Source organism: Crossiella sp. CA-258035 (genome assembly GCF_030064675.1).
Taxonomy (GTDB): domain Bacteria; phylum Actinomycetota; class Actinomycetes; order Mycobacteriales; family Pseudonocardiaceae; genus Crossiella.
In genome coordinates this window covers 8,629,431-8,646,283 of the sequence record NZ_CP116413.1, presented here as the reverse complement: position 1 = coordinate 8,646,283, position 16,853 = coordinate 8,629,431, and the positions used below count along the sequence as shown (strand labels likewise).

Genomic DNA, 16,853 nt, shown 5'->3' with positions numbered 1-16,853 from the left:
CTGTCCGGCGTGAGTTCCCCGCAGACCGAGAGCCCGTTGCCCGCGGCGCCCGCGCAGCCCCGGCTGCACCAGCCATGGCGGGCGCTGGTCGCACTGGCGGAACTGGTGCTCGCGGTGCTGCTGGTGCTCGGCGCGTGCTGGGCCTGGCAGCGCGGGCTGGTCCCGATGACCCTGCCCAACGCCAAGCCGGGCGGGCCGCCGTATGAGCTGACCAGGTACGCCGGGCCCTGGCTCGGCCTGGCCACGCTGCTCGCGCTGTGCGCGCTGCTGGCCGTGGTGGACGCCATCCGGCAGGTCATGCTGGCCGCCAGGGCCCGGGGCCGTCGTCGCGCCTGAGCGGATGCCGCCTGCTGTGTAATAGCCCTGTCACAGTCGCCGGAAATCAGGGTATTCCCCTGATCTAGCTATGCACTGGGTGGATAGGGTGGCGAAATGTCACCACGTCCTCGACGCCGTAGGTGGATCATTGTCGGCGTCGTCGCTCTCGTCGTAGTTGCCGGTGGCGGATACCTGGGGTACCGCTGGTGGGCGCCGACCTCGGCCGCCGAACGCGGTCCGACCGGTCCGCCCACCGCCACGGTCAGCAAGGGTTCGGTCATCGACACCGTGTCGGCGGCGGCCAGCCTGCGCGCCTCCCGGTCGGCCAACGTCGACTTCGGCACCAGCGCGATCGTCAACAAGGTCTTCGTCAAGCTCGGCGACAAGGTCAGCAAGAACCAGAAGCTGGCCACCGTGGACGACCGGCAGGCCAAGGCGCAGCTGGAGGCGGCCAAGGCCCAGTTGGAGTCCGCCAAGGCCGCGGTGACCGCGGCCAAGGAGGCCAAGCAGCCGGTCACCGGGCCCAACGCCCAGGTCAAGCAGGCCGAGCTCCAGGTCGAGCAGGCCCAGGACGCCGTGCGCTCCACCACCATCTACGCGCCCTTCGCCGGCACGGTCACCGCGATGAACGGCGCGGTCGGCCAGCGCTCCGGCGGTGGCGGCACCTCCGCGGGCAACACCGGCGGCGCGGGCGGTTCGACCGGCGGCCAGGGCGGGCCGGGCGGCGGCGGTGGCCGGGGCGGCCCCAGCGGCATCCCGGACGTCCCGCAGCCGCCCAGCGGCGGTTCCTCCGCCGGCAGCGGTTTCCTCACCGTCACCGACCTGTCCGGCTACCAGATCGCGGCCACCTTCTCCGAGATCGACATCGTCAAGGTCAAGGTCGGTCAGACCGCCCAGGTCGCGGTGAACGCCTTGGGCGGCAAGAAGTTCCCGGCCAAGGTGGTGCAGGTGGACCTGATGCCGGCCAGCTCCTCCGGCGTGGTCCAGTACGGCGTGCTGCTGGAGCTGGACGAGGCCTCGGCCGAGCTCAAGCCCGGCCAGTCGGCCAACGTGGTGGTCACCACCGCCAAGGCGGACGCGGTGCTCCAGGTGCCCTCCGGCGCGGTGCGCACGGTGGACGGCAAGAGCACGGTGACGGTGCTGGAGAACGGCCAGCCCAAGCAGACCCCGGTGCAGCTGGGCGTGCGCAGCGACCACATCATCGAGATCACCTCCGGCCTGCGCGAGGGCGACGTGGTGCTGCTGTCGGACTCCGGCGGCCCCGGCCGGTTCCCGGAGGGTGGCTTCCCCGGCAAGTCCGCGCCGGTCCGGGTGGGCCGGTGAGCCAGCCCGCGCCCGGGAACCACCCGGTCATCGAGCTGCGCGGGGTGCGCAAGACCTACGGCATGGGCGAGGCCACCGTGCACGCGCTGGCCGGGGTCGACCTCGTGGTGCCCACCGGCGACTACGTGGCGATCATGGGCGCCTCCGGTTCCGGCAAGTCCACCCTGCTCAACATCGTCGGCTGCCTGGACCCGGCCACCGAGGGCGAGTACTTCCTCGACGGGGTCGACGTGGCCGAGCAGAAGCCGAGGCAGCTGGCCAGGGTGCGCAACCAGAAGATCGGGTTCGTGTTCCAGTCCTTCAACCTGATCCCCAGGTTCAACGCACTGTCCAATGTGGAGCTTCCGATGAGCTACGCGGGGCTGCGCAAGGCCGAACGCCGCCGCAGGGCGCTGGCCGCGCTGGACACCGTCGGCCTGGCCGACCGGGTCGGGCACCTGCCCACCGAGCTCTCCGGCGGGCAGCAGCAGCGGGTGGCCATCGCCCGCGCGCTGGTCACCGAACCGGCGCTGCTGCTGGCCGACGAGCCCACCGGCAACCTGGACTCCAAGAGCACCGCGGAGGTGCTGGCCATCCTGGACCGCCTCAACGCCACCGGCCGCACGGTCGTGATGATCACGCACGAGCGGGACGTGGCCGAGCACGCGCACCGGATCCTGCACATGGTGGACGGCAAGGTCGTGCACGAGGAGCGCAAGCAGCCGAACCGGCACGCGGTGGGGGTGGCCCGATGAGGATGGGCGAGATCCTCTTCTCCGCGGTGCGCGGCCTGCTGGCCAACAAGCTCCGCTCGATCCTGACCACGCTGGGCATCCTGATCGGGGTGGCCTCGGTGATCGTGATCGTCGCGGTCGGCCAGGGCGCGTCCAACATGATCATGAACAGCATCAACAGCCTGGGCGCGCACACCCTGAGCGTCTACCAGAAGTACTCCGAGTCCGGCCCTGGCCGCGCGCTGACCCTGGAGGACGCCGAGGCGCTGGCCGCGCCGGAGCTGGCCGACCGGATCAAGGCGGTGGTGCCGGGGGTGTGGAGCCAGGGCTCGGTCAACGACGGGGTGCGCACCAAGGACAACGCGCAGGTGCTGGGCACCCACCCGGACTTCTTCCAGCTGAACAACGCCCTGCTGGCGCGGGGCACCTACTTCAGCAAGGCCGACGTCACCGAGTCCCGCAAGGTCATCGTGATGGGCGGCAAGCTGGCCGGCGAGCTGTTCAACGGGCAGGACCCGGTGAACCGGCAGGTGATCATCAGCGGCATGCAGTTCGTGGTGGTCGGCGTGCTGGAGGAGGCCGGTGAGGGCGGTCGCGGCCGCTCCACCGACGAGATGCTGGCCATGCCGCTGTCCACCCTGCAGAACACCCTGACCGGGCAGCAGCCGCTGAGCCAGTTCTCCGTGCAGGCGCACTCGGTGGAGAAGATGGACCAGGCCAGGGCCGCCATCGACCAGGTGCTGCGGGCCAAGCACCGCATCGACGCGGACAAGCCCGCCGACTTCGAGATCAGCGACCCCAGGGAGCTGACCCGCAGCAGCAGGCAGATCGACACCGTGCTGACCTACCTGATCCTGGCCATCGGCGGCATCGCGCTGCTCATCGGCGGCGTCGGCATCACCAACATCATGCTGGTCACGGTGACCGAGCGGACCCGCGAGATCGGCATCCGCAAGGCCATCGGGGCCACCAGGGGCGCGATCATGGGCCAGTTCCTGGCCGAGGCCACCATGCTGAGCATGTTCGGCGGCTTCCTCGGCGTGGTGGTCGGGCTGGTCGCCGGGCAGTTCAGCATCCGTGGCCTGCAACTGACCGTGGTGCCCTCCTCGGTGCTGCTGGCCTTCGGCGTCTCGGCGCTGATCGGGCTGTTCTTCGGCGCGCTGCCGGCGAACCGGGCCAGCAAGCTGCACCCGATCCAGGCGCTGCGGCACGAGTGAGCGGAGGTCGCCAGGCCCCGGCGCCGGGCCTGGCGACACCTCGGCGAACATCACCTTCCGTGACGCAGTGTGACTTGGCGTGCCCCGAGTCGGGTGTGACGACGGCCGCCATCAGTGCAGCTCGACGCGGTGCGGGCGGCTGAAACCTCTTCTTTCGGGTTATTCCGCCGCCCCGGCTGCCTGGCGATCCGGGCGTGTCGGCGTACCAAAAGAATGACGGAACCGGAAAGTGTGAATTGGCATCCGCCGCGCCTGCGGCGTGACCTGCGAGTTTCCCGGGCGGTTCATTCGTTGGATGGGTGATGCGGGGCAATCGACAAGTTGAGATCCGCTAGCTTCTGCGCATCCGGCTTCTTGCCGGGTGACAAGCAACAATCCGAGAGGTTAGTCTCAAGTGATCAAGCAGACTGTTGCGTTGCTGGCCGCTGCCGGTGCGATGCTGGGTGGCACTGCCACGGCCATGGCGGACGAGGACACGAAGAGCGACCGCCACCCGGCGTCCCAGTTCTTCAAGAACGATGACGCCGTCATCGAGGTCCTGAACAACACGAACATCCAGCTGCCCGTGTGCCTGGACGACCCCGAGGTCGGCCTGGTGCCGGTCGACGCGCTGAACAAGAAGTACGACGGCGCGTGCATCGAAGCCGAGATGGAGAGCGCTTCGGAGAACTGAGTAGCTGCTCAGCGCATTCCGCCATTTTCGCGGTAATTGCGAAGCAGTTTCGTGGATCTCCCAGGTGGCTGGTGTGCCCGAGCGGTTTATCGCTCGGGCACACCAGCCCCCACGACACCACCAGCTCGGGTGTTGCGACACTGGAGCAGTGACGTCGACGCCAGTGAGCAACCGCAGTGACGAAGCCTCCGTCGCCACCTCCCGTGCCCTGTTCGACCGGGCGGCCAAGGCCACACCGGGTGGAGTGAACTCCCCGGTCCGGGCCTTCCAGGCGGTGGGTGGCACGCCGCGGTTCATGGTCAAGGGACAGGGCGCGTACCTCACCGACGCCGACGGCAACGAATACGTGGACCTGGTCGCGTCCTGGGGGCCGATGATCCTCGGGCACGCGCATCCCGCGGTGGTCGAGGCGGTGCAGCGGGCCGCGAGCAGCGGGCTGTCCTTCGGCACGCCGACCGAGGGCGAGATCGAGCTGGCCGAGGAGATCATCTCCCGGGTGGCCCCGGTGGAGCAGGTGCGGCTGGTCAACTCCGGCACCGAGGCGACCATGAGCGCGATCCGGCTGGCCCGCGGGTTCACCGGGCGCCGCAAGGTGGTCAAGTTCGCCGGCTGCTACCACGGGCACGTGGACGCGCTGCTCGCCCAGGCCGGGTCAGGTGTGGCCACGCTGGGACTGCCCACCACGCCCGGCGTGACCGGCGCGCAGGCCGAGGACACCCTGGTGCTGCCCTACAACGACCTGGACGCGGTGCGCGCGGCCTTCGCCGAGCACGGCGGTGACATCGCCTGCGTGATCACCGAGGCGGCCGCGGGCAACATGGGCGCGGTGGCGCCGGAGGCCGGTTTCAACGCCGGGCTCAAGGAGCTGTGCTCGGCCAACGGGGCGCTGCTGGTGATGGACGAGGTGATGACCGGGTTCCGGGTCTCCCCGGCCGGTTGGTACGGCGTGGAGGGGGTCGCGGGCGACCTCTACACCTTCGGCAAGGTGATGTCCGGCGGGCTGCCCGCGGCGGCCTTCGGCGGGCGGGCCGACGTGATGGCGCGGCTGGCCCCGGCCGGGCCGGTCTACCAGGCGGGCACGCTGTCCGGGAACCCGGTGGCGGTGGCCGCGGGCCTGGCCACGCTGCGCAACGCCACCGCCGAGGTCTACACCGCGCTGGACACCAACGCGCGCAAGCTGGGCTCGCTGCTGGCCGACGCGCTCACCGCCGAGGGCGTGGCGCACCGGGTGCAGTACGCGGGCAACCTGGTCAGCGTGTTCTTCACCGAGGACCCGGTGCGCGACTACGAGGGCGCCAAGGCGGCCCAGACCTGGCGGTTCGCCCCGTTCTTCCACGAGCTGCTGGCTCGTGGCGTGTACCCGCCGCCCAGCGCGTTCGAGGCGTGGTTCGTCTCCGCGGCGCTGGACGAGCGGGCCTTCGAGCGGATCACCGAGGCCCTGCCGCACGCCGCGGCGGCCGCGGCGGCAGCCAAGGAGAACTCGTGACGCGCACCGTGGTCCACCTGCTCCGGCACGGCGAGGTCTACAACCCCAACGGCATCCTCTACGGCCGCCTGCCCGGGTTCCGGCTCTCCGGCGCGGGTCAGCAGCAGGCGAAGCTGGTCGCCGAGCACCTCAACGAGCGGGACATCACGCACGTGGTGGCCTCGCCGCTGGAGCGCGCGCAGCAGACCGCCCGGCCGCTGGCCGACTCGCACCAGCTGGAGGTCGCGGTGGACGACCGGCTGATCGAGTCGGCGAACAAGTTCGAGGGCCTCAAGGTCTCCGTCGGCGACGGCGCGCTGCGCTCGCCCCGGCACTGGGCCAAGCTGTACAACCCGTTCCGCCCGTCCTGGGGCGAGCCCTACCTGCACATCGCGCACCGGATGCTGGGCGCGGTGCACCGGGCCAGGGTGGCCGCGGCCGGGCACGAGGCGGTCTGCGTGTCCCACCAGTTGCCGATCTGGACCGTGCGCCGGTTCCTGGAGGGCCGCCGGATGTGGCACGACCCGCGCCGCCGCCAGTGCTCGCTGGCCTCGCTGACCAGCCTGGTCTTCCAGGACGAGGAGCTGGTCCGGATCGTTTACCGCGAGCCGGTCGGCCGCACCGACCCGAGGGTGACCGGGGCATGAGGCGACTGCTGCCCGCGCTGCTGGCCGCGCTGGTGCTGACCGGCTGCGCCACCGGCACCGACGCGGTGGCCACCGGCGGCGACTTCGAGTTCGTCGCCCCCGGCGGCCAGACCCGGATCCGGTACGAGCCGGCCAAGCGGCAGAAGTCGCCGGTGCTCAGCGGGGACAACCTGCTCGAAGAGGGCAAGACGATCAAGACCTCGGACTACCCGGGCAAGGTCGTGGTGCTCAACCTGTGGGGCAGCTGGTGCCCGCCCTGCCGGGACGAGGTGGACGACCTGGAGCGGGTCTTCGAGCAGACCAAGGACTCCGGCGTGCAGTTCCTCGGCATCGACCTGCGGGACGAGATCCGCAGCGCCGCGGCCGACTTCGTGCGCGACCACAAGCAGACCTACCCGTCCATCTACGACCCGCCCGGCCGGTCGTTGCTGGGCCTGCGCGGTTACCCGCGCAACGCGGTGCCCTCCACCATCCTGCTGGACCGGCAGCACCGGGTGGCCGCGGTGTTCCTGAGCAAGCTCACCGACAGCGAGCTGTTGCCGGTGGTTCAGGAACTGGCCGCGGAAAAGAGCTAGCTGGGCAGCAGTCGCAGCTGCCGGAGCAGGGCCACCGGGTCCGCCGGCGGCTGCGACTTCGCCAGGATCGCGTCGGTCATCGCCTTGCGGCCGATCAGGTTGAACTCCCGGCCGAGCGTGCGCATGATCGAGTCCTGGCTGGGCCGGAAGATGCCGCGCTCCTGGTACCGGCCGCCCTCGAAGACGCCGATCACGCCGCCGTCCGGGGTCGGCTGGCCGATCAGCGAGTGCCACTTGACCCGCTGCTCGCGCATCTGCGCCTCGGTCAGCACGGAGGCGTTCGGCTCGGCCAGCTCCGGACCAGTGTAGGGGTCGCCGGGGGAGAAGTACTCGTCGGCCAGCCCGCCCATGGAGTGGCCCAGCTCGTGGATGGCGATCTGCCCGGCCTGGGCGTTGCCACCGGCCGCGGTGGCCACCGGGCCGCCCGCGCCGCCGTACTTGGCCGTGTTGCCCAGCGCGATCACCTGGTCGGCCTGCGGGGCCAGCGCGGCGTACTGCCTGGCCGCGGTCTCGTTCACGCACAGCAGCCGCTCGGTGCCGCTGCTGCCCTGGCACCAGAAGCCCATGTCCAGCGCGGTGTCCCTGAGCACGCCCCGCGCCGGGTCGTGGTCGACGCCGGAGTCGGTGGACACCACGTCCACCCGCCACACGTTGAGGTGGCCGGTGAGCGACTTGAACGGCTCCACCTGGGCCAGCTCGGCCCACTTCTCCCGCACGTGCCGCTCGTAGGCGGGCAGGTCGGCCGCGGTGTAGCCGTCGCCGACGAAGACCAGGTCGAAGCGCTCGGTGGACGGCCCGGTCTCGTGCACGATGCCGATCTGGGCCAGGATCTCGTCGGCGGCCTTGGGCAGGTCCGGCAGCACCGGCACCTTGACCTTGCTGATGGTGCCGTCCGGCGCGAAGACCTCGCGCAGCTCGAACTGCTGCGGGGCGGCGTCGGCCACCGGCTGGGACAGCGAGAGCACGAGTGCGGTGCAGGAAAGCGCGCCGGCGAGTGCGGCGAAGGGGCGAAGCACGGCTAGACGCTAGGTGCCACGGGGCTCGCGGACCAGCCTCCGTTCGTCCCAACTGGACAGTGTGGCCGAGCCCACGACGCAACCCCGAAAAGCTGATCGCTGTGACGTTGGTCGACCCTGACGAGCATGTCTCCGGTCGAGTTACGTACTCTGGCTACTCGTGGACCCCGCCACCCAGCTCGCCATCTCGGGGCCGCTCATCCTCGCGGCCCTGGTGGCCGTGCTCGCCGGGACGCTGTCCTTCGCCTCCCCGTGCGTGGTGCCGCTGGTCCCCGGCTACCTCTCCTACCTGGCCGGACTGGTCGGGGCGGAGCAGCCGCCGATCACCAGCGACGAGGCGGCGCAGGCGCGCAAGGGCCGCTGGCGGGTGGCCGGGGCGGCGCTGCTGTTCGTGGCCGGGTTCACCGTGGTCTTCGCCATCGGCATGCTCGGCGTGCTCGGGGTGGCCGACGCGCTGATCGAGAACGGCCCGCTGCTGCAACGCATCGGCGGCGTCGTCACCATCTTCATGGGCCTGGTCTTCATGGGCCTGGTGCCGCTGCTCCAGCGCGATGTCCGCTCGCACCACGTGCCCAGGCTGGGCCTGGCCGGCGCGCCGGTGCTGGGCGCGCTGTTCGGGCTGGGCTGGGTGCCGTGCATGGGCCCGATGCTCACCGGCGTGGTCACCGTGGCCGCGGGCACCGGTGGCGGCAGCCTGCGCGGGATCGTGCTGATCCTGGCCTACTGCCTCGGTCTCGGCCTGCCGTTCCTGGTGCTCGCGCTGGGCGCGCGCTGGGCGGTGCGGGCCACCGGCTGGTTGCGGCGGCACACCCGCGGCGTGCAGCTCTTCGGCGGCGGCATGCTGGTGCTGGTGGGCGTGCTGCTGGTCACCGGGCTGTGGGGGCAGCTGGTGTCCTGGATCCAGATCAGCCTGGTCGCCGACTTCAGGCTGCCGCTGTGAGCGCGCCGGTCCGGCAGAGCGCCCCGCGCGCCGCCCTCGCCTTCCTGCGCAACACCTGGCGCGGGCTGACCAGCATGCGCACCGCGCTGATCCTGCTGTTCCTGCTCGCGCTGGCCGCGATGCCCGGCGCGCTGCTGCCGCAGTACGCGCTGAACGCGGCCAAGGTCGCCGACTACCTCAAGCAGTACCCCACCCTCGGCCCGATCCTGGACGACCTCGGCTTCTTCGCCGTCTACGGCGCGCCCTGGTTCGCCGCGATCTACGTGCTGCTGTTCGTCTCGCTGATCGGCTGCCTGCTGCCGCGCACCGTGGAGTTCGCCAGGCAGCTGCGCCAGCAGCCGGTGCTGGTGCCGCGCAAGCTGGCCAGGATGCCGCACCACGTCCACGGCACCGTGGACGGTTCGGTGGCGGAGGTGCTGGCCAGCACCAAGAGCACGCTGCGCGGCTGGCGCAAGGTCGAGCGCACCGAGGACGGCGGCGTGGCCACGGTCAGCGCCGAGCGCGGCTTCACCCGCGAGGCGGGCAACCTGGTCTTCCACTTCGCGCTGGTCGCGCTGCTGCTGGGGATGGCGGCTGGCAAGCTGTTCGGCTACGAGGGCCAGGTCATCGTGCTGGCCAACGGCTCCCAGTTCTGCAACGCGGGCATCTACGCCTACGACTCCTTCCGGCCGGGCCTGACCGTGGACGGCACCGAGCTGAACCCGTTCTGCGTGCGGGTGGACGGCTTCGAAAGCCGCTACTTCGACAACCTGCAGCCCGACCTCTACCGGGCCAAGGTCTCCTACCAGGACGCGCACGAGCTGGACGGCGCCGGCTGGCGCGCCGCCGACGTGGAGGTCAACCACCCGCTGCGCCTCTCCGGCGACCGGGTCTACCTGCTCGGCACCGGCTACGCGCCCCGCTTCGTGGTCACCTTCCCCGGCGGGGAGCAGCGCACCGGCCTGATCCAGTGGAAGCCGATGGACCAGGCCACCCTGCTGTCGGAGGGCGCGACCAAGTTCGACCCGCCGGGGGTCACCGACCCGGACGAGCGCCGCCGCAAGCAGCTGGCCATCACCGGGCTGTTCGCGCCGACCGCGGGCTACCACGGCTCGGTGCTCACCTCGGTCTTCCCCGCGGCCGACGACCCCGCGGTCGCGGTGGACATCTACCGCGGCGACCTGGGCCTGGACTCCGGCCGCGGTCAGTCGATCTTCGAGGTCGACAAGTCGATGGTCGAGTCGGGGCGGCTGACCAAGGTGCTGCGCAAGAACCTCGCGCTCGGCGAGGAGGTCAGCCTGGACGACGGCACCAAGGTCCGCTTCGACGGCGTGGTGCCCTGGGTCTCGCTGCAGGTCTCCAGCGACCCGGCGCAGGTGGCCGTGCTGCTGGCCGGGCTGGCGGTGATGATCGGCATCGCGCTGTCGCTGATCGTGAAGCGGCGGCGGCTGTGGGTGCGGATCTCGCCAGCCGAGGACGGCCGTACCTTGGTCGAGGTCGGCGGCTTGGCTCGCACTGATCAAGCCGGTTATGGCGAGGAGTTCACCCGCGTGGCCAACCAGCTTTTCGCGAGAAGGGACAAGTGATGGCGGTCAACGAGACCCTGTCCACCTACAGCGACTGGTCCTACACCAGCGGGCTGGCCGTCTACGTGCTGGCCATGGCCGCCTACGCCGCGGAGTACGCCTTCGGCCGCAAGCCCGAGCAGGCCAAGGCTTCCGCGCTGGTCGGCGCGGGGGCGCCGGCGCCGGAGCCGGTGCAGCCGGGCCGGATCGCCGAGCCGCCGAGGGCCACCGTGCCCGAGCGCGCGGGCCGGATCGCGGTGCTGCTGACCGGGCTGGGCGCGCTGTTCCACTTCGGCTCGCTGCTGCTGCGCGGGCTGGCCACCAGCCGGTGGCCGCTGGGCAACATGTACGAGTACGTCTCCGCGGTGGTGCTGGTCGCGGTGGTGGCCTGGCTGGTGCTGCTGCGCAAGCACAACGTGCGCAGGCTGGGCATGTTCGTGCTGCTGCCCATGGTGATCCTGCTGTTCCTGGCCTGGTCCGTGCTCTACGCCAAGGCCGCGCCGCTGGTGCCCGCGCTGCGCTCGTACTGGATCGTCATCCACGTCTCGGTGATCGTGGTGGCCAGCGGGCTGTTCCTGCTGCCGGGCGTGGCCAGCATGCTGTACCTGGTGCGCAGGGCCAACGAGGACAACCCGGCCCGGCTGGCCAGCTTCGCCAGCAAGCTGCCGGACACCGACACCCTGGACCGGATCGCCTACCGGGTGACCGTGTTCTGCTTCCCGCTGTTCACCTTCGGCATCATCGCCGGCGCGATCTGGGCCGAGTCCGCCTGGGGCCGGTACTGGGGCTGGGACCCGAAGGAGATCGTCGCCTTCGTCTCCTGGGTGATCTACGCCGCCTACCTGCACGCCAGGGCCACCGCCGGCTGGCGCGGCAAGCCCGCCGCCTGGATCAACATCTTCGGCTGGGCCAGCGTGGTGTTCAACCTGTTCTTCATCAACATGGTGGTCGCCGGACTGCACTCCTACGCCGGAGTTTGATCCGACACACCGCGACCCCGACTCGCACGCTCCCCGCACTGGCGGCTACCGTCGCAGGCGTTGACTTGACGCTACGCCGGTGATGGAGGACTCCAACGGTGACCGGACGGTACGAGGAGCCCGAGACCCAGAACGTGCACTGGGTGCCGCCGGAAAAGCAGCAGCAGCAACCTGAACCGCTCTACGTCGACCCGAACACCTCGGGCGCGCACCAGGTGGGTGGCGGCCAGTCCGGCCCCTATCGGGTGGACCCGTCGACCTCCGGCCCGTACCAGGTCGGCGGCGGTCCCTCCGGACCCAACCAGGTCGGCGGCGGCCAGTCCGGCGCCTACTCGGTCAGCGGCGGACCTTCCGGCCCATACTCGGTCAGCGGCGGTCCCTCCGGTCCCTACCCGGTCAGCGGTGGCCCGTCCGGTCCGCACCCGGTCAGCGGCGGCCCCTCCGGCCCGCACCAGGTGGACCCGAACAGCTCCGGCGCCTACTACGTCGAGCAGACCGCCTCCGGCTCGCAGCCGCAGCAGCACTACCAGCCGCAGTTCCAGCAGCAGGCCCCGCCGCCCGGCTACCCGCAGCAGGCGCACGCCCAGCCGCGCCAGCCGCAGTCCGGCCCGCCGGACCTGTCCTCCCAGCAGCTGCTCCGGCAGACCAAGCGGCCGCCGTCCACCGGCTGGCGGCGCGCGGTCTACAAGGCCTCCGGCCACCTGCTCAACCTGGGCGAGAGCCCGGCCGACGTGCAGCGGCGGGACCTGATCGCCAGGGTCAACCAGCCGGTGCACGGCTGCTACAAGATCGCCATGCTGAGCCTCAAGGGCGGGGTCGGCAAGACCACCACCACGGCCAGCCTCGGCTCCACCTTCTCCTCGCTGCGCGGGGACCGGGTGGTCGCGGTGGACGCCAACCCCGACCGCGGCACGCTGGCGCAGAAGATCCCGCTGGAGACCACCGCCACCGTCCGGCACCTGCTGCGGGACGCGCAGCGGATCCGCCGGTACAGCGACGTGCGCGCCTACACCTCCCAGGGGCCCAGCCGCCTGGAAGTGCTGGCCAGCGAGCAGGACCCGGCCGTGTCCGAGGCATTCAGCGAGGACGACTACCGCCGCACGGTGGCGCTGCTGGAGGTCTTCTACAACATCGTGCTCACCGACTGCGGCACCGGCCTGATGCACTCGGCGATGAAGGGCGTGCTGGAGCTCGCCGACTCGCTGGTGATCGTCTCCTCCGGCTCGGTGGACGGCGCGCGCAGCGCCTCGGCCACCCTGGACTGGCTGGACGCGCACGGCTACCGCGACCTGGTCGCCCGGTCCGTGGCAGTGATCAACTCGGTCCGGCCGGGCTCCGGCAAGGTGGACCTGGACCGGCTCAGCGAGCACTTCGCGGCCCGCTGCCGCGCGGTCTGCCGGATCCCGTTCGACCCGCACCTGGAAGAGGGCGCGGAGATCGAGCTGGAGCGCCTGGCGCCGAACACCCGGCTGGCCATGCTGGACCTCGCGGCCACCGTGGCCGACGACTTCCCGCACGCGGTCGCCCGCTCCCGGGCTCGTTAGTTTTGCCAGCCGGGGCGGCCAGTGGCCGTCCCGGCGGGTCTCAGCTCACTCGTCGGAGTCCTTGCGGTTCTGCCTGCGACGGTTCTCGTCCAGGCGGCGCAGGAAGTCCGGGTCGTCGTCCGGGGCCACCGGGCCACCGGCCGCGCGGTAGCTCTTCGGCCGTTCCGGACCGAACGCCCGCCACATCAGCGCGCCAACGGTGACCGCCCCGATGACCGCGAGCAGGTACAGGTACAGCAACGCTGCCTCCTCTCACAGACCCACACCCGAGGTTAACCGAAGCTGACCGGAGCGGGTCGGCGCCGAAAGAGCGGCGTAACAACAAGAAGAAGACCCCGGTGGAGCCGGCGGATCGCTCTACGTGATCCAACCGGCCCCGCCGGGGTCCTGCGGCAGGGGCGCCTCGGGTTCCAGGCCACCTTGGTTCCCGGGCTGCTCTTGTCGTTATGCCTGCCGCTGTGGTTTCAACTCTGGCAGCCGGAATGACCTTGCACACATCCCGGCTGGCCATAGCATGCGGGTTATGGAACTGGAGGTACGCCACCTCCGGGTGCTGCTCGCGGTCGCCGACGCGGGCAGCGTCTCGAAGGCCGCCAGCACCCTCGGACTGTCCCAGCCCAGCCTGTCCGCCCAGCTACGGCGGATCGAGACGAGCATGGGCGCGCCGCTGTTCGACCGCTCGGCCGAGGGCGTGCAGCCCACCTCGGTCGGCCGGTTCGTGCTGGCCAAGGCGCGTACCGTGCTCGCCGAGCTGGACGAGCTGCGGTCCTGGGCCGGGCAGGCCGGTGGCGCGGGCGGCGCGACCAAGATCCAGGTGGGCAGCGTGCCCGGTCCGATCGCCTCCCGGCTCGCGCTGTCTTTGCAACGCCTTTACCCGGGCGAGATCGAGGTGCACAGCCTGGCCGAGCAGTCCTCCTTCGCCATGCTCGGCCTGCTCGGCGGGCGGCGGATGGACGTGGCGGTGGTGGAGGAGTTCCGCGGGCACGAACTGCCCTCGGTGGCCGGGGTGCGGCGGGCCCCGCTGGTGCCGGTGGAACCGGTGTTCGTGGCGGTCGCCGAGACCCACCCGCTGGCCGCGAAGGCGGTGATCGACCTGGCCGAGCTGGCCGAGGAACCCTGGATCGTGGACCCGCTGATGGACTCCGGCGAGACCGCGCACCTGCGCCGCCGCTGCCAGGAGGCCGGGTTCGAGCCGCTGATCAGGCACCACGCCACCGAGACCAGCGCGGCCCGCGGCGCGGTCTCCAGCGGCCTGGCGGTGAGCCTGGCGCAGGCCACCGCGCGGGAGGGGCTCGGCCTGGTGATCCGGCCGCTGCGCGGGGACCCGCTGGTGCGGCGGCTGGACGTGGCCTGGAACGAGTCCGGGCCGGTGGGCGAGGAGCTGGCGCTGGAGGCCGCCGCCGATGCCTACCTGGGCCTGGTGACCTCGAACCCGAGCTATGCCGCCTGGTGGGCTGCCCACCCCGAGGTGCACCCGAAAGGTAAAGAGAGGTAAAAGCCGAACGGCGAGAACGGGCCGTTTCCGGCCGTTCTCGCCGAGGTGATCTCGGTCACTCTTTCCTGGTCAGGCGAGCGCGGGACCAGGGGTGGTGAGTTCGGCCAGCAGCGCGTTGACCTCGGACTCCCGGAACCGCCGGTGCCCGCCTGGCGTGCGGATCGACCCGATGCGGCCCGCGGTGGCCCACCGGGTCACCGTCTTCGGGTCGACCCGGAACAGGCCGGCGACCTCACCTGGCGTGAGCAGCCGCTCCGCTCCCGCGGGACGGGGCGCTGGACGCATGGTGGTCACTTTTCCCTCCTCACCACGGGCCCGAGGTCCTCGGGTCCGTACTCGGTGAAATGGTGGCATTTCACCCGTCAGGTACTCGAACGTTTGTCCGTAGGTAATGGGCAGGTAAGGGACGAATCGGTCACTCGAACGGCCCATCATGGGAGCATCTGGGCACGCTCTAGGGTCTGCTGCCATGGATCTCGTGGATCGGCAGATCATCGCGGCGCTTCGGGCCAACGGGCGGGCGACCTACGCCGACCTGGGCCGGCAGGTGGGGCTGTCGGCCTCCGCGGTGCACGAGCGGGTGGGCAAGCTGGAGAACTCCGGCGTGATCACCGGCTACCACGCCATGGTGGACCCGATGGCGGTCGGCCTCGGGGTGACCGCGCTGGTCGGCATCCACCCCTCGGACACCGGCGACGAGGACAAGATCGCGGCCAGCCTGGCCGCGCTGCAAGAGGTCGAGTCCTGCTACGCGGTGGCGGGCGACGAGGCGTTCGTGGTCAAGATCAGGGTGGCCACCGTGGACGACCTGGAGCGCTCACTGGTCCGGCTGCGCCGCATCGACGGGGTGGCCCGCACCCGCACCACGGTGGTGCTCAGCACCCGGTTCGAGGGCAGGCCGAACACCCCGGGCTCCATCGCCGACCCGGCTCCCGGCGACACCCCCGGCGGCGGCGCGTAGCCTCACACCCGTGGAGGCCACCGACACCTCGAACACCGGCACGCCGGACAACAACCTCAACCGCGACCTGGCGCTGTACACCGCGGGCCGGCTCGGCATGGTCGTGCTCTTCGCCGCCATCCTGGCCACGGTGGGCGTCCCGCTGCTGGTCGCACTGGCGGTCGGCTTCGTGGTCGCGCTGCCGCTGTCCTTCGTGCTGTTCAGCGGCCTGCGCCAGCGGGTGGCCCGCGGCCTGGCCGAGCGCGGCGAGCAGCGCCGGACCGAGCGCGCCCGGCTGCGCGCGCAGCTGCGCGGCGAGAGCTGAGCCACACCAGCCCCACAGTTAGAGTGCGGCCCATGGCCGTGCTCGATCGTTGTTGTGACAAGACCCGGAGCTGGGTCAACGAGGCTGTCCGGATCATCGAGGCGGATGCCAACCGCAGCGCGGACACCCATCTGCTGTCCTACCCGTTGCCGACGGAGTGGGGCATCGACCTCTACCTCAAGGACGAGTCCACCCACCCGACCGGCTCGCTGAAGCACCGGCTGGCCCGCTCGCTGTTCCTCTACGCCATCTGCAACGGCTGGATCGTCGGCGGCACCCCGGTGATCGAGGCCTCCTCCGGCTCCACCGCGGTCTCCGAGGCCTACTTCGCCCGGCTGCTCGGCCTGCCGTTCATCGCGGTCATGCCCCGCTCGACCTCGCCGGAGAAGATCGCGCTGATCGAGCGGGAGGGCGGGCGCTGCCACTTCGTGGACTCGCCAGGGGCGATCTACGACGAGTCCCGGCGGCTGGCCGCCGAGCTCGGCGGGCACTTCATGGACCAGTTCACCCACGCCGAGCGGGCCACCGACTGGCGCGGCAACAACAACATCGCCGAGTCGATCTTCGAGCAGATGCGGCTGGAGCGGCACCCCGAGCCGGAGTGGGTGGTGGTCGGCGCGGGCACCGGCGGCACCGGGGCGACCATCGGCCGGTACGTGCGGTACCGGCAGCTGCGCACCAAGCTGGCCGTGGTGGACCCGGAGTTCTCGGTGTTCTACGACGCCTGGCGGGACGCCGACCCCGAGCTGACCGGCACCAGGGGCTCGCGGATCGAGGGCATCGGGCGGCCCAGGGTGGAGCCTTCCTTCGTCGGCCAGGTGATCGACCGGATGATCAAGGTGCCGGACGCGGCCTCGGTCGCGGTGATCCGGCACGCCGAGGCGGTGCTCGGCCGCCGGGTCGGCGGGTCCACCGGCACCAACCTGTGGGGCGCGTTCCAGCTGGTCGCGGAGATGCGCGCGCAGGGGCGGCAGGGCAGCGTGGTCACCCTGCTGTGTGATGGCGGCGAGCGCTACGCCAACACCTACTACGACGACGAGTGGGTGGGCGGGCAGCAGCTGGACCTGACCGGACCGACCGCGACCGTGACCGAGTTCCACCGGTCAGGGCAGTGGCCCGGCGCACAGTGATCGGGAAC

The 16,853-nt window shown here is 71.2% G+C and carries 19 protein-coding genes; 16 read left to right on the top strand and 3 right to left on the bottom strand.

All coding sequences use genetic code 11. From position 1 onward, the window contains the following. Positions 1-9 precede the first annotated feature (9 nt). From N8J89_RS39140 to N8J89_RS39105, 8 genes are all read left to right on the top strand, one after another. On the top strand, positions 10-336 hold the full coding sequence (locus N8J89_RS39140; RefSeq protein ID WP_283661903.1) for a hypothetical protein: 327 nt from the start codon (positions 10-12) through the stop codon (positions 334-336). Between the two features lie 96 nt (positions 337-432). Further along, a complete protein-coding gene (locus N8J89_RS39135; protein ID WP_283661902.1) occupies positions 433-1,641 on the top strand; it encodes an efflux RND transporter periplasmic adaptor subunit in 1,209 nt (402 codons plus the stop codon). 62 nt (positions 1,642-1,703) lie between these two features. Further along, positions 1,704-2,375 carry an ABC transporter ATP-binding protein gene (locus tag N8J89_RS39130; protein WP_283666359.1) on the top strand — a complete coding sequence of 224 codons (672 nt, stop codon included), beginning with the start codon at positions 1,704-1,706 and terminating at the stop codon, positions 2,373-2,375. Continuing rightward, the gene (locus N8J89_RS39125) at positions 2,372-3,571 is read left to right on the top strand and encodes an ABC transporter permease (protein ID WP_283661901.1); all 1,200 of its coding nucleotides are present in this window, start codon (positions 2,372-2,374) and stop codon (positions 3,569-3,571) included. The genes N8J89_RS39130 and N8J89_RS39125 overlap by 4 nt, the downstream gene beginning before the upstream one ends. A gap of 394 nt (positions 3,572-3,965) precedes the next feature. Then, on the top strand, positions 3,966-4,244 hold the full coding sequence (locus N8J89_RS39120) for a hypothetical protein (protein WP_283661900.1): 279 nt from the start codon (positions 3,966-3,968) through the stop codon (positions 4,242-4,244). A 148-nt stretch (positions 4,245-4,392) separates the two neighbouring features. Further along, the gene (gene hemL / locus N8J89_RS39115; RefSeq protein ID WP_283661899.1) at positions 4,393-5,730 is read left to right on the top strand and encodes a glutamate-1-semialdehyde 2,1-aminomutase; all 1,338 of its coding nucleotides are present in this window, start codon (positions 4,393-4,395) and stop codon (positions 5,728-5,730) included. Further along, positions 5,727-6,356 carry a histidine phosphatase family protein gene (locus N8J89_RS39110; RefSeq protein ID WP_252483375.1) on the top strand — a complete coding sequence of 210 codons (630 nt, stop codon included), beginning with the start codon at positions 5,727-5,729 and terminating at the stop codon, positions 6,354-6,356. Before hemL ends, N8J89_RS39110 begins: the two co-directional genes overlap by 4 nt. Next, complete coding sequence (locus N8J89_RS39105; protein WP_283661898.1) at positions 6,353-6,931, top strand: TlpA disulfide reductase family protein; 579 nt, start codon at positions 6,353-6,355, stop codon at positions 6,929-6,931. The genes N8J89_RS39110 and N8J89_RS39105 overlap by 4 nt, the downstream gene beginning before the upstream one ends. Here the strand turns inward: N8J89_RS39105 and N8J89_RS39100 are convergent. Then, positions 6,928-7,947, bottom strand: coding sequence for a M64 family metallopeptidase (locus tag N8J89_RS39100; protein ID WP_283661897.1), 1,020 nt, complete (start codon positions 7,945-7,947; stop codon positions 6,928-6,930). The two genes, N8J89_RS39105 and N8J89_RS39100, sit on opposite strands and share 4 nt — an antisense overlap. 160 nt (positions 7,948-8,107) lie before the next feature. Here N8J89_RS39100 and N8J89_RS39095 point away from each other — a divergent pair, with 160 nt between their 5' ends. The 4 genes from N8J89_RS39095 (at position 8,108) to N8J89_RS39080 (ending at position 12,955) form a co-directional block, all read left to right on the top strand. Beyond that, positions 8,108-8,887, top strand: coding sequence for a cytochrome c biogenesis CcdA family protein (locus tag N8J89_RS39095; RefSeq protein WP_283661896.1), 780 nt, complete (start codon positions 8,108-8,110; stop codon positions 8,885-8,887). A 74-nt stretch (positions 8,888-8,961) separates the two neighbouring features. Further along, positions 8,962-10,452 (top strand): cytochrome c biogenesis protein ResB, encoded by a 1,491-nt coding sequence (resB, locus tag N8J89_RS39090; protein ID WP_283666358.1) that lies wholly within the window; start codon positions 8,962-8,964, stop codon positions 10,450-10,452. Next, on the top strand, positions 10,452-11,411 hold the full coding sequence (gene ccsB, locus N8J89_RS39085; protein ID WP_283661895.1) for a c-type cytochrome biogenesis protein CcsB: 960 nt from the start codon (positions 10,452-10,454) through the stop codon (positions 11,409-11,411). The genes resB and ccsB overlap by 1 nt, the downstream gene beginning before the upstream one ends. Before the next feature lie 98 nt (positions 11,412-11,509). Continuing rightward, positions 11,510-12,955 (top strand): MinD/ParA family ATP-binding protein, encoded by a 1,446-nt coding sequence (locus tag N8J89_RS39080; RefSeq protein WP_283661894.1) that lies wholly within the window; start codon positions 11,510-11,512, stop codon positions 12,953-12,955. A 45-nt stretch (positions 12,956-13,000) separates the two neighbouring features. Here the strand turns inward: N8J89_RS39080 and N8J89_RS39075 are convergent, their stop codons facing one another. After that, positions 13,001-13,195: a hypothetical protein gene (locus N8J89_RS39075; RefSeq protein WP_252483546.1), complete on the bottom strand. Its 195-nt coding sequence runs from the start codon at positions 13,193-13,195 to the stop codon at positions 13,001-13,003. Positions 13,196-13,478: 283 nt separating this feature from the next. Here N8J89_RS39075 and N8J89_RS39070 point away from each other — a divergent pair, with 283 nt between their 5' ends. Beyond that, the gene (locus N8J89_RS39070; protein WP_283661893.1) at positions 13,479-14,450 is read left to right on the top strand and encodes a LysR family transcriptional regulator; all 972 of its coding nucleotides are present in this window, start codon (positions 13,479-13,481) and stop codon (positions 14,448-14,450) included. Positions 14,451-14,519: 69 nt separating this feature from the next. On the opposite strand, the gene N8J89_RS39065 is transcribed toward N8J89_RS39070, so the two are convergent. Continuing rightward, positions 14,520-14,735 (bottom strand): BldC family transcriptional regulator, encoded by a 216-nt coding sequence (locus tag N8J89_RS39065; RefSeq protein WP_252483534.1) that lies wholly within the window; start codon positions 14,733-14,735, stop codon positions 14,520-14,522. A 184-nt stretch (positions 14,736-14,919) separates the two neighbouring features. On the opposite strand from N8J89_RS39065, the gene N8J89_RS39060 reads away from it, so the two are divergent. From N8J89_RS39060 to cds1, 3 genes are read left to right on the top strand one after another with little or no spacing between them, the layout of a single operon-like run. Then, on the top strand, positions 14,920-15,411 hold the full coding sequence (locus tag N8J89_RS39060) for an Lrp/AsnC family transcriptional regulator (RefSeq protein WP_283661892.1): 492 nt from the start codon (positions 14,920-14,922) through the stop codon (positions 15,409-15,411). A 10-nt stretch (positions 15,412-15,421) separates the two neighbouring features. Continuing rightward, positions 15,422-15,715: a DUF4229 domain-containing protein gene (locus N8J89_RS39055; protein WP_283661891.1), complete on the top strand. Its 294-nt coding sequence runs from the start codon at positions 15,422-15,424 to the stop codon at positions 15,713-15,715. 32 nt (positions 15,716-15,747) lie between these two features. Then, positions 15,748-16,845 carry an L-cysteine desulfhydrase Cds1 gene (cds1, locus tag N8J89_RS39050; protein ID WP_283661890.1) on the top strand — a complete coding sequence of 366 codons (1,098 nt, stop codon included), beginning with the start codon at positions 15,748-15,750 and terminating at the stop codon, positions 16,843-16,845. Positions 16,846-16,853 lie beyond the last annotated feature (8 nt).

Coding starts and splice junctions, on each gene's coding strand:
- N8J89_RS39105 (WP_283661898.1), top strand. CDS start 6,353: ATGAGGCGACTGCTGCCCGCGCTGCTGGCCGCGCTGGTGCTGACCGGC.
- N8J89_RS39135 (WP_283661902.1), top strand. CDS start 433: ATGTCACCACGTCCTCGACGCCGTAGGTGGATCATTGTCGGCGTCGTC.
- N8J89_RS39065 (WP_252483534.1), bottom strand. CDS start 14,735: ATGCGTCCAGCGCCCCGTCCCGCGGGAGCGGAGCGGCTGCTCACGCCA.
- resB (WP_283666358.1), top strand. CDS start 8,962: ATGCGCACCGCGCTGATCCTGCTGTTCCTGCTCGCGCTGGCCGCGATG.
- N8J89_RS39070 (WP_283661893.1), top strand. CDS start 13,479: ATGGAACTGGAGGTACGCCACCTCCGGGTGCTGCTCGCGGTCGCCGAC.
- ccsB (WP_283661895.1), top strand. CDS start 10,452: ATGGCGGTCAACGAGACCCTGTCCACCTACAGCGACTGGTCCTACACC.
- N8J89_RS39130 (WP_283666359.1), top strand. CDS start 1,704: ATGGGCGAGGCCACCGTGCACGCGCTGGCCGGGGTCGACCTCGTGGTG.
- N8J89_RS39060 (WP_283661892.1), top strand. CDS start 14,920: ATGGATCTCGTGGATCGGCAGATCATCGCGGCGCTTCGGGCCAACGGG.
- N8J89_RS39125 (WP_283661901.1), top strand. CDS start 2,372: ATGAGGATGGGCGAGATCCTCTTCTCCGCGGTGCGCGGCCTGCTGGCC.
- cds1 (WP_283661890.1), top strand. CDS start 15,748: ATGGCCGTGCTCGATCGTTGTTGTGACAAGACCCGGAGCTGGGTCAAC.